Genomic DNA, 11624 nt, shown 5'->3' with positions numbered 1-11624 from the left:
GTACTCCGGCCCCATGCAAAGCAAGTGAGCGTGGGGGCAGTTCATTCCGCCTCCCAGACCATGAGCCGCACGGGCGTCGGGTTGTAGCCGTTGCACGGATTGTTGAGTTGCGGACAGTTCGAGATCAGCACCGTGACGTCCATCTCCGCACGCATCTCGACGTACTTGCCGGGCGCGGAGATGCCGTCCTCGAACGTGAGGCCGCCCAGCGGCGTGACCGGCACGTTCATGAAGAAGTTGACGTTGCCGACCAGGTCGCGCTTGGTGAGCCGCGCGCCGGCGCCGCACGTGCAGTGCGCGATCGCGTTGAGGAAGCTGTCGCGGCAGTTGTGCATGTAGCGCTTGTCGAGCGCATAGCGCACCGTGTTGCTCTCGGCCGCGCATGCGCCGCCGAGCGTGTCGTGGCGGCCGCACGTGTCGGCGACGATCGTCGCCATCGGGTTGCCGTGGCTCGACATGAGCACGCTGCCCGCGCTCAGGTACAGGTTGCGCTGCGCGCGGATCGTGTCCTGCGCGCTGTAGCGCTCCTCGGGAGCGTCGGTGCGGTAGAACAGCGTGTCGACGGCCTGGTTGCCTTCCAGGTCCAGAATGCGGAAGGTCTGCCCGCGCTTCAGGTCGTGCAGCCACGGGTCGCCCGCATTCAGCGTGATGTCGTGGATCGCGTCGCGCGGGTCGAGACGGCTTTCGATGATCGGCATGGTCTCGCTCCTCATGCAAACAGACGGTCGGTGTTGGCGAAGCCGCGCGTGTTCTCCGCGCATGCGCGCCGGCACGGGTCGTCTTCGGGCGCGGCGCCCTCGGCCGGATACGCGCGGTACGCGATCAGCTTCACGGCTTTCGGCGCATAGTCCGGGCGCGGATCGAGCGGATGCGGCGCGGTCGAGAACGCCGCGAGCGTATTCATCTCGAAGCGCAGGTCGACCGCGCTGCCGGCAGGCGAATGTCCGGCGACGAACTCGAGCGCGCCGTCGTCGTGTGTAGCCAGCTTGCTGAAGAAGTTGACGTTCGCGGCGAGATCGCGCGCCGACAGTCCGTATTTCGCGAGCTCGAGCACGAGGCTGTCGCGGCCGTTGCGGATCATCGCGTTGCGATCGGCCTGGTACGACGACGTGCCGTACTTGTGCGCGAACAACCGCGCATCGCCGACGCCGCCGAGCGGATCGTGCCAGCCGAGCGTGTCGGCCGTGATCGACGCGATCACGCGCCCCATGTCCGTGTACAGCGCATGGCCGCGCGTGAGATGCGCGGTGTGCTGCGCCTTCAGCGTGTCGGCCATGTTGTAGCGTTCGAGCAGGTCTTCCTGACGATGAAAGACGGCGGACAGGTTCGCGCCGCCGTCGACATCGACGATGCGCAGCGCGAGACCGCGGCGCAGGATGCCGGACCAGTGGGTTCCGGCAGGAATCAGCGTTTCCCACGCGATGTGCGGCGGTGGGGCGAGGACGGCTTGGGGGCTCGGCGACATGGCGGCTCCGGGAGTCGGTTGGACAAAAGGCGTGAGAGGGCGACCGAACGACATCGCGACCTCCCGGGCTTTTATCCCTCCGTGGAGCCTCGCCGTTTCCTCGAATCGAGGCGAAGGCAAGACCGGATTGCTCTCGGACCAGGCATCGCGCGGCGCACGCCGCACGACCGGAACCCTAGCGATCCTGAAGATGATGCAAATTGCTTCGCACCTCTCGGGCGTCGAATAAGCGAGTTGCGTGCCAGCCGCTGCCGAATGACCGCGCGACGCGGCCCGGCGGCGCGATGCCGCGCGGCATCCGAATCGCGCACCCATTCGCCTGCCCTCGCAGCGTGCGCCCGGCGCACCATGCGCACGCAGCTGCGCACCGGCGCAGTGCGCGTCGCGCGCTCGCGCACCGCCCGATCCGCAATGGCATGGGCATTGCTGAAACCGATGCACCGTCACCCCATACCCGATTCTTGATGAACAAGCTCGACCTGCTCCGGCGCGCACTGAGCGCGCTGTTCGCCGCCCGCTTCATCGAACTTCAGCGCACCATGCGCCGCCGTTGAATCGCAGTGCCAAGCGCCGTGAAAAACGGCGTAACAGCGTCGTTGGCACGCTTCTCGCTCGGCATGACGCCGAGAGGTGCGGCGGCGTCGCATCTTAGGGGTGCTAGGGTTCCGGTTCATCGAACGTCTGGTCCGAGAGCAGCCCGGCGCGGGTTCGTCCGATCGTGAGACCGGATGCACGCGTGCTACACGGCGGGACAAAAGCCCGGGAGATTGGCGATGGCAACGGCCGTCGCGCCTCTCCGTGGCCGCTTCGTTCGTTCCGCATCCGCAGGAACCGGTCACGCAGCCGGACCGTGTGCTCGCGCACGGTCCGTATCGACGATCCCGATCCCGGTCTCCTGGAGAACAACGATGACCCGTCCCGCCCCGGCGTTCCGCCGCCTGCCGTCCTTCCGTTTCATCCGTCATGCACTGGGCGCCGCCGCCGCGGCTGCCGCGCTATGGGCGGCGCCTGCCGCGCAGGCTGCCGCACCGCTCAAGATCGGCTACAGCGACTGGCCGGGCTGGGTCGCCTTCCAGGTCGCGCTCGACAAGGGCTGGTTCAAGGAGGCCGGCGTCGACGTCGACTTCGAATGGTTCGATTATTCGGCGTCGCTCGACGCGTTTTCCGCCGGCAAGCTGGATGCGGTCGCGGCGACCAACGGCGATGCGCTCGTGACGGGCGCATCCGGCGCGAAGAACGTGATGATCCTGCTGACCGACTATTCGGCCGGCAACGACATGATCGTCGCGAAGCCGCCGCTGCGCACCGTCGAGGCGCTGAAGGGCAAGAAGGTCGGCGTCGAGCTCGGCCTGGTCGATCATCTGCTGCTCGAAACCGCGCTGCAGAAGCACGGGCTCAAGGACGGCGACGTCACGCTCGTGAATGCGAAAACCAACGAGTTGCCGCAAGTGCTCGGCTCGTCGGCCGACATCGCGGCGGTGGCCGCCTGGCAACCGAACGCCGGCGAGGCGTTGAAGCGCGCGCCGGGCGCACGGGCCATCTTCACGTCGGCGGATGCGCCGGGGCTGATCTACGATGCGATCACGGTCGCGCCGGCGAGCCTCGCCGCGCGCCGCGCCGACTGGGCGAAGGTCGTCAAGGTCTGGTATCGCTGCGTCGCGTACATCAACGATCCGAAGACGCAGGCCGACGCGGTCAAGATCATGTCGGCGCGTGTCGGACTCGCGCCGGCGCAATACCTTCCGCTGCTGAAGGGCACGCACCTGCTCGACGAGGCGGCCGCGAAGCGTGCGTTCCACAAGGGCGACGGGCTCGATTCGATCTACGGGTCGACGCGCAATGCGAATGCGTTCAACGTGCGTAACGCCGTGTACAAGCAGTCTCAGGACGTCGACGCGTATATCGATCCGCGGTTCAGCGACGCGCATTGACGGCAGCACGCCCGCCAGCGCGGCGGCACGCCGCGCCGGTGGACAACTCCGATCCGGTCGCACGCCTGCGACGGCGCGCGGTTGATTGCCGCGCCGGTTGCGCCGCCGGGGCGATGCGAACCGGCCAGGCGGCAACCGCCGATCAACCGGTCGGTGCAGCGGTGAAATCGCCCGGCGAAAGCGGCCGGCGTTGCGCTGCCGCGTGTCGGCGCACAGCACGCACCGTGCGACGAGCCGCTGCAGGACGCGGCTATAATTCCAGCCGTTCCCCGACGAATCTCCGCGCAATGACGGACGCCAATCTTCCTCACGTGCTGGTCGTCGACGACGATCCGGCGATCCGCGAACTGTTGTCCGGCTACCTGTCCGATAACGATATCCGCGTGACGGTTGCCGCTTCCGGCCAGGAGATGGCGCGAGCGCTGGAAGCCTTCGCCATCGATCTCGTGATTCTCGATCTGCGCATGCCGGGTGAAGACGGCGTGCAGATCGCCCGCGAGTTGCGCGCGCGCTCGAACCTGCCGATCTTCATCGTATCCGGCAAACGTGACGAAGCCGACCGCGTGATGGCGCTCGAACTCGGCGCCGACGACTACCTGACCAAGCCGTTCAGCAACCGCGAACTGCTCGCGCGCATCCGCGCATTGCTCAGGCGGGCCGGTGCGACCGTCCCGGCCGCCGGGCGGAGCAACGACGCGCGCGCATACCGGTTCAGCGGCTGGGAACTGAACGTCGGCACCCGGCGGCTCACGGATCCGGCGGGCACGCCGGTCGAACTCACCAACGGCGAATTCTGTCTGCTCAATGCGTTTCTGGCAGCGCCCGGGCGCGTGCTGTCCCGCGACCAGCTGCTCGAATCCAGCCGGCTGTACGACGACGTGTACGACCGGTCGATCGACGTCCAGATCCTGCGCCTGCGCCGCAAGATCGAGCCCGACCCGTCGCATCCAGTCTTCATCCGCACCGTGCGCGGCGCGGGCTACGTGCTGGACGTGCCGGTCACCCGGTTGAGCGCGGCGGCGGGATGGACGAACGGAACGCCGGTGTGAGCGGGCACATGCCGCGTGCGCGCACGGCCTGCACGGCGTGCGCCGAAAGCGACACAACGGGACTGCCGACACCGCCCGCAAGCCGCGCGGCTCCGGCAGCATCCGCTCGTGCCGCCGCGCCGCCGAAGCAGGACTGAACGCCGATGCCGAACAACTCGCCCTATCATCGAACGCTGTGGCGCGCGCGGCGCTACCGGGCCATGATGCTGGCCGCGTGTCTCGCCGTGCTGCTCGTGCTGGTCGCCTTTGCGCGCGACACGGCGTTTCGCGTCGGCGCCGTAAGCGTGTGCGTGATTCTGCTGATGTATGTGCTGACTGCCTACATGCGGCGTCTGGAACATGCGAACCGGGCCATGCGCGCCAGCGAGCAGCGCTGGCGCACGGTGTTCGAGAACGCGCCCGTCGGGATCCTGGTGCTGCGTGCGCACGACCGCTACCTGATGGCGAATCCGGCGTTTCAGCAGATGGTCGGCTACAGCGATCGCGAATTGTCCGAGCGGCGCGCGTCGGACATCACGCACCCCGACGATCGGGCCCTCACGCAGGCGCACATCGACCAGCTGGTGCACGGCCAGGACCGCGTCAGATTTCAAAAGCGTTACGTGCATCGCGACGGCCGCGTCGTGTGGACCGACATGAGCGTCGCGCGCGTATTCTCGGCTCATCAGCCGTCCGACACGGACGCGGAAGACCTGATCATCGCGACCGTCGAGGACATCACGCAGCGCCTGGCCGATGAAGAAGCGCGACACGGCCTGGAACGCCAACTGCGTCAGTCGCAGAAGCTCGAAGCGCTCGGCACCTTCGCCGGCGGCGTCGCGCACGACTTCAACAACATCCTCGCCGCGATTCTCGGCTTCGGCGATCGCGCGCTCGTCAGCGTCGCACCCGACGCGCCCGCGCACCGCTACATCGAGCAGGTGCTGAAGGCCGGAGAACGGGCACGGCTGCTGGTCGAGCGCATCCTCACATTCAGTCGCAGCGGCCCGACGGCGAGGGAGCCGGTAGACGTCGGCGCGGTGGTCGACGAGACGATGGAGCTCGTGCGCGCGACGCTGCCGCCGCACGTCACGCTCGACGTGCGCGTGAGCGCCCGCGATGCGTACGTGCTGGGCGACGCCACGCATCTGCATCAGGTCGTGATGAACCTCTGCGGCAACGCGGCCCATGCGATGCCATCGGGCGGCACGCTGCGCGTCGAACTCGATGTCGTCAGCGTCGACACACCGCGCTCGCTGTCGCACGGTGCGCTGCGCGCCGCCCGTTTCGTGCGGCTCACCGTCGCGGACGACGGTTGCGGCATTCCGGCCGATATCCTGGAACGCATCTTCAACCCGTTCTTCACGACGCGCGCCGCCGGCGAGGGGACCGGTCTCGGGCTGTCGCTCGTCGACGGTATCGTCCGCGAACACGGGGGCGCCGTCGACGTGCGCTCCACGCCGGGGGAAGGCGCGCGTTTCGACGTCTATCTGCCCGCCGCCGACGCACGCCCGGCGCCGCGGGCCGACGGGAACCCGCCGCCTCGCGGAAACGGGCAGTTGGTGCTGCTGATTGACGACGAAGAGGCACTCGTGCGCCTCGGAGAAGACGTGCTGGCCGATCTCGGATACGAGCCGGTCGGATTTTCGTCGAGCGAGGCCGCGTGGGATGCGGTGAACGCCGATCCGGCCCGCTTCGATGTCGTCGTGACCGACCATACGATGCCGAATCTGACCGGCCTCCAGCTCGCGGCGCGCATCGCCGGCCGGCGCACGGACCTGCCGGTCATCCTGTGCAGCGGCTTCAGCACGCCGGCGCTCGAGCGTGAAGCGCGCGCGCTCGGCGTGAGGATGGTGCTGCGCAAGCCGCTGAAGCCGCGCGACCTCGCCGACGCGCTTGCCCGCGTGCTGCGCTGACACCACGACGCGATCGGCCCAATCGGCACCGCGTTCCATTTCAAATGTAACGTAGCCGCCGCAATCTGCAACGCGCGAGCAACACCCCGCGCCGACACTCCATTGCAATGCAATCTCGCAATGGAGCCCACGCATGGAAGCCACGGCACTACTGTTGTCCCGAATCCAGTTCGCGGCGACGGTCTCTTTTCACATCATCTTCCCGTCCTTCACGATCGGGCTCGCGGCGTGGCTCGCGGTACTCGAGGCCATGTCCGTCGCGACGGGCAATCGCGTGTATCGCCGCGTGTTCGAGTTCTGGCTGAAGATTTTCGGCGTCGCGTTCGGCATGGGCGTGGTCTCGGGCATCGTGATGGCCTTCCAGTTCGGCACGAACTGGAGCGAGCTGTCGCGCGCGAGCGGCCCGATCCAGGGGCCGCTGCTCACTTACGAATCGTTTACCGCGTTCGCGCTCGAGGCGACGTTTTTCGGTGTGATGCTGTTGGGGCGCGCGCGTGTGCGGCCGTGGTTCTATCTGACGTCGTGCATTCTCGTCGCGGCCGGCACGACGATGTCCGCGTTCTGGATCCTCGTCAACAACTCGTGGATGCAGCATCCCGTCGGATACGTCGTACAAAACGGCATATTCGTGCCGACCGACTGGGCGGCGATCATCTTCAACCATGTCGTGTGGGTCCGATTCCCGCACATGCTGCTGGGTGCGTACCTCACGACCGCGTTCTGCGTGGCTGCCGTCGGCGCGGCCTATCTGCTGAAGGACCGCTACCGCGTCGAAGCCACGGTCATGGTCCGGATGTCCGTGACCCTCGCCGCCGCGCTCGTCCCGCTGCAGATCCTGTTCGGTCACCTGACCGGCGACTATCTGCACGACGACCAGCCGGCCAAGTTCGCCGCGGTCGAGGGACGATGGGCCGACGAGCAGCCTGCCGCCGAAGTGATCTTCGCCATTCCCGATGCCGCACACGAGCGCAACCGCTTCGAATGGAAGGTACCGGTGCTCGGCAGCCTGATTGCATCGAGTTCGTTCGACTCGCGCGAAGTCGGCCTCACCGATTTTGCCGCCGCCGACCGGCCGCCGGTACTGATTCCATTCTTCGCATTCCGCGTGATGGCCGGCTGCGGGCTGATCATGCTGGCGCTTGCGTGGGCGGGCACCCTCGCGGCCCGGCGCGGCCGGCTCGAACGACGGCGCTGGTTGCTCTGGCCGCTCGCATTCAGCTTTCCGCTCGGCTTCATCGCGATCCTGGCCGGATGGTTCACGGCCGAAGTCGGGCGGCAGCCCTGGGCCGTATGGGGCGTGCTGCGCACCGCGGACGCGCTTACGCCGGGGCTGACCGCGCACCTCGCGGCCGCGACGCTCGCGCTGTTCGTCGCCCTCTACGCGTTCATCTTCTGCTTCGGCGTGTACTACATCGTACGCATCGTGCGGCGCGGCCTCGCCATCGGCGACGTGCTGACCGTCTGGAACGGGCACGTCATCCAACGAACGCACGTGCCCGCGGCGCACCGCGACGTCCTCAAGATTCGATAAGGAGAACTTCAATGATGAACTGGTTCTGGTTCGTCGAGCTCGCGTTCGCGCTCGTCGCGTACCTGATGCTCGACGGGTTCGATCTCGGCGTCGGCATGCTGACGCCCTTCGCCAGCGATGCGCGCGACGAGATGATCGCGTCGATCGCACCGGTGTGGGACGGCAACGGCACGTGGCTCGTCATTGCCGGCACGATCCTGTTCGGCGCGTTTCCGTCGGTGTATTCGATCGTGCTGCCGGCCCTGTACGCGCCGCTCTGCCTGATGCTCGCGGGTCTGATCATGCGCGGTGTCGCGATCGAATTTCGCCACAAGGCCGTGCGTTCGCGCCGGATCTGGGACGTGCTGCTGTTCGTCGGCTCGCTGCTCGCCAGCGTGATGCAGGGTGTGTGCGTGGGCACCTACGCGCAAGGGCTACCGGTCGACCACCTGCGCTACGCGGGCAACGGCTTCGAATGGTGTTCGCCGTTCTCGCTCTGGTGCGGCGTCAGCCTCGCGCTCGGCTATGCGCTGCTCGGCTCCGGGTGGCTGGTATTGAAGGGGCAACACGCATCGCAGCGCATCGGCCGCGACGCGATCGCCCGGCTCGCGCCGATCACCGCACTGTTCGTGCTGTCGATCCTCGCGTCGACGCTGCTCACCGAGACAACCGTCGAAACGCGCTGGCTCCTGCATCCGCTGCTGTTCGTGCTGCCCGTCGCCGCATGCGTGGCGTTCCTTTACGTGCCCGCCGCGGCGCGGCGCGACGGCGCGTCGGCCTATCTGTTCGCCGCCGCCGGATGCATCGCGATGGTGCTGATGCTCGCCGTATCGTATCTGCCGTTCATCGTGCCGTTCGACCTGACGCTCGATGCGGCGGCCGCGCCGCGCGCAAGCCAGACGTTCATGTTCTGGGGGGCCGGGCTGTTCGTCATGCCATTCATCGTGTTCTACACGTACGTCGCGTACTCGGTGTTCCGCGGCAGGGTGTCGAACGATCACGCGTACCACTGACGCTTTCGCTTCCAGCGTTCAATTCAACCGAGGAATCCCATGAAAGTCGCCCTTTTCATTCCGTGTTTCATCGACGCGTTCTACCCGGACGTCGGGATAGCCACGCTGCAGTTGCTCGAGCGCCTGGGCTGCGACGTCGACTATCCGCTCGACCAGACCTGCTGCGGCCAGCCGATGGGCAACAGCGGCTGCGAAAAACAGGCCGCCGCGACCGAAAACCTGTTCGTGAAGAACTTCACCGGCTACGACTACATCGTCGCGCCGAGCGGCAGCTGCGTGCACCACGTGCGCGATCACCTCAGCGCGGCCGACCAGACCCGCGATGCGCTGGCCGTGCGCAGGAACACGTACGAACTCGTCGAATTCCTGCACGACGTGCTGCACGTGCGGGAATTCCCGTGGGCCGAATTCCCGCACAAGGTCGGCCTGCACAACAGCTGCGGCACGCTCCGCGCGCTGCGGACCGCGAAGATGTCCGAAATTGACGAACCGTTCTTCTCGAAGCCGCTGACGCTACTCAAGGGCGTCAGGGGCATCGAATTCATCCAGCCCGATCGTCCCGACGAATGCTGCGGCTTCGGCGGCACGTTCTGCGTGTCCGAGGAACCCGTCTCGGCGCGCATGGGTTCCGACAAGGTTCGCGACCACAAGCGCAACGGCGCGGAATACATCGTATCGGCCGACTCGTCGTGCCTGATGCATCAGAAGGGTTGCTCGGATCGCCTCGCGCTCGGGCTGAAATTCATCCACATCGCACAGATCCTGAATGGAGCACGAGCATGAAACGCGTAGACCACGTCGGCGCATCCGAGAAATTCATCGCCGACGAGAAGCACATCCAGTTCCATGACAAGCGCCTCTGGGAGCTGCGCACGTCGCGCGACGTCGAAGTGCACGGCATCGCCGAGTGGGAAGAGCTGCGTACGCTCGCATCGGCGATCAAGGAGCACACGCTGACCCACCTGCCCGAGTATCTCGAGGAATTCGAGCGCAACGCGACCGCCAACGGCGTTGTCGTTCACTGGGCGAAGGATGCCGAAGAACATAACCGGATCGTGTACGAGATCCTGAACCGGCGCAACGCGAAGCTGCTGGTGAAGAGCAAGTCGATGCTGACCGAGGAGTGCGAGATGCGCCCCTACCTGGAGGAGCGCGGCATTACCGTTGTCGAGACGGACCTCGGCGAGCAGATCCAGCAGCTCGACGACGAGCTGCCCTCTCACATCGTCGTACCTGCCGTGCACAAGCTCGCAACCGACGTCGCCAAAATCTTCTCGGAGAAGATCGGCACCGATCCGAACGAAAGCAACATTCCGAAACTGGCCGAAGCGCAACGCAACGCCACGCGCCCGCTGATCCTGAACGCCGACGCCGGCATGACCGGATGCAACTTCGCGGTCGCCGAAACGGGCGGCATCACCGTGTGCACGAACGAGGGCAATGCGGACCTCAGCGCCAACGTGCCGCCGCTGCACATCGCGTCGATCGGCATCGAAAAACTGATTCCGAAGCTCGAGCATCTCGGCTTGTTCGTGCGCATGCTGTCGCGCAACGCGATCGGCTCGCCGATCACGCAGTACACGTCGCACTTCCGTGGCCCGAAAAAAGGCGGCGAGATGCATTTCGTGCTCGTCGACAACGGCCGCTCCGAGCGGCTCGGCATGGACGATTTCTGGTACTCGCTGAAGTGCATCCGCTGCGGCGCGTGCATGAATACGTGCCCGGTCTATCGCCGCAGCAGCGGCCTCAGCTATGGCGGCGTGTACTCGGGGCCGATCGGCGCGATCATCAACCCGACCTTCAACCTGCGCAAGTACAGCTCGCTGCCGTTCGCGTCCACGATGAACGGCAGTTGCACCAGCGTGTGTCCGGTGAAGATCAACATCCATGAGCAGATCTACAAGTGGCGGCAGATCGTGGCCGAGCAGCACGAACTGCCGTTCGTCAAGCAGGAGGCGATGAAAGTCGCCGGGCAGGTGCTGTCGCGGCCGGCGCTGTACCGAGCGGCCGTCAAGACGGCCGGCACCGCGGTGTCGGTACTGCCGCGCGCCGTGCTCTACAACCCGCTCAACGTATGGGGCAAGCATCGCGAAGTGCCCGACGCGCCCGAGCAGACTTTCCGTGACTGGTATCTGAAGAGGAACAAGAAATGAGCAGCCGAGACCTGATTCTTTCCCGTTTGCGCGAAGTGCGCCCCACGCCCCGGCCGCTGCCCGACGTGCCGCTGTTCGATACGAACCTGCCGCCCGCCGTCGACACGTTCCGTGCGTCGCTCGCGCGACTCGGCGGCACGTGGTGCGCGATGCCTGAAAACACGTCGCTCGACGCATTCGTCCGCTCGCGATTTCCCGGTGCATCCGTGTTCTGCTCGGCGACGCCCGAATTCGAGGGCAACCGCGACCTCGCGGCGATCGACGATCCGCGCGCGCTGAACGACGTCGACGTCGGGATCGTACGCCCGGCGTTCGCCGTGGCGGAAACCGGCTCGATCTGGCTCAGCGAGGTGCAATACGACGTCAACGCGCTCGGTTATCTGTCGCAGCACCTGGTCGCGCTGCTCGACCCCGCGGACATCGTCGGCAACCTCCACCACGCGTATCACCGCGACGAGTTCTTCGTGGCCAACTACGCCGTGCTGATGAGCGGGCCGTCAGCGACCGCCGACATCGAGGGCGTGCTGGTGCGCGGCGCGCAGGGTATCCGCTCGCTCACCGTCATCCCGTGGCCGAAGCCCGTCGGCGCATGCTGACGCAGGAGCATG

General features: G+C 66.6%; 10 protein-coding genes and 2 riboswitches. Of the genes, 8 read left to right on the top strand and 2 right to left on the bottom strand.

Features of this window, described 5'->3' with window-relative positions:
• Positions 1-41: 41 nt before the first annotated feature.
• Together C7H84_RS22735 and C7H84_RS22730 are read right to left on the bottom strand one after the other, a co-directional pair.
• Positions 42-698, bottom strand: coding sequence for an urea amidolyase associated protein UAAP2 (locus C7H84_RS22735; protein ID WP_121860867.1), 657 nt, complete (start codon positions 696-698; stop codon positions 42-44).
• 11 nt (positions 699-709) lie between these two features.
• Entirely contained in the window at positions 710-1465 is a 756-nt protein-coding gene (locus C7H84_RS22730) for an urea amidolyase associated protein UAAP1 (RefSeq protein WP_121860866.1), read from the bottom strand.
• A 58-nt stretch (positions 1466-1523) separates the two neighbouring features.
• Positions 1524-1655: riboswitch (guanidine-I (ykkC/yxkD leader) on the bottom strand.
• A gap of 456 nt (positions 1656-2111) precedes the next feature.
• Positions 2112-2233, top strand: a riboswitch (guanidine-I (ykkC/yxkD leader).
• Positions 2234-2373: 140 nt separating this feature from the next.
• Here C7H84_RS22730 and C7H84_RS22720 point away from each other — a divergent pair.
• From C7H84_RS22720 to C7H84_RS22685, 8 genes are all read left to right on the top strand, one after another.
• On the top strand, positions 2374-3396 hold the full coding sequence (locus tag C7H84_RS22720) for an ABC transporter substrate-binding protein (protein ID WP_121860865.1): 1023 nt from the start codon (positions 2374-2376) through the stop codon (positions 3394-3396).
• Between the two features lie 287 nt (positions 3397-3683).
• Positions 3684-4445: a response regulator gene (locus tag C7H84_RS22715; RefSeq protein WP_121860864.1), complete on the top strand. Its 762-nt coding sequence runs from the start codon at positions 3684-3686 to the stop codon at positions 4443-4445.
• A 143-nt stretch (positions 4446-4588) separates the two neighbouring features.
• Complete coding sequence (locus C7H84_RS22710; protein WP_121860863.1) at positions 4589-6340, top strand: ATP-binding protein; 1752 nt, start codon at positions 4589-4591, stop codon at positions 6338-6340.
• A gap of 133 nt (positions 6341-6473) precedes the next feature.
• Complete coding sequence (locus C7H84_RS22705) at positions 6474-7871, top strand: cytochrome ubiquinol oxidase subunit I (RefSeq protein ID WP_121860862.1); 1398 nt, start codon at positions 6474-6476, stop codon at positions 7869-7871.
• An 11-nt stretch (positions 7872-7882) separates the two neighbouring features.
• Complete coding sequence (gene cydB, locus C7H84_RS22700) at positions 7883-8863, top strand: cytochrome d ubiquinol oxidase subunit II (protein WP_205611450.1); 981 nt, start codon at positions 7883-7885, stop codon at positions 8861-8863.
• A gap of 39 nt (positions 8864-8902) precedes the next feature.
• Positions 8903-9646, top strand: a complete 744-nt coding sequence (locus C7H84_RS22695; protein WP_121860861.1) for a (Fe-S)-binding protein — start codon at positions 8903-8905, stop codon at positions 9644-9646.
• Complete coding sequence (locus C7H84_RS22690; RefSeq protein WP_121860860.1) at positions 9643-11016, top strand: lactate utilization protein B; 1374 nt, start codon at positions 9643-9645, stop codon at positions 11014-11016. Before C7H84_RS22695 ends, C7H84_RS22690 begins: the two co-directional genes overlap by 4 nt.
• A complete protein-coding gene (locus C7H84_RS22685; protein WP_121860859.1) occupies positions 11013-11612 on the top strand; it encodes an LUD domain-containing protein in 600 nt (199 codons plus the stop codon). Before C7H84_RS22690 ends, C7H84_RS22685 begins: the two co-directional genes overlap by 4 nt.
• The last annotated feature ends 12 nt before the right edge of the window (positions 11613-11624 follow it).

The sequence above is a fragment of the Burkholderia sp. Nafp2/4-1b genome, assembly GCF_003635165.1.
Taxonomy (GTDB): Bacteria; Pseudomonadota; Gammaproteobacteria; order Burkholderiales; family Burkholderiaceae; genus Burkholderia.
The sequence above is the reverse complement of the archived record's forward strand: the minus strand, read 5'-3'. Positions and strand labels throughout refer to the sequence as shown.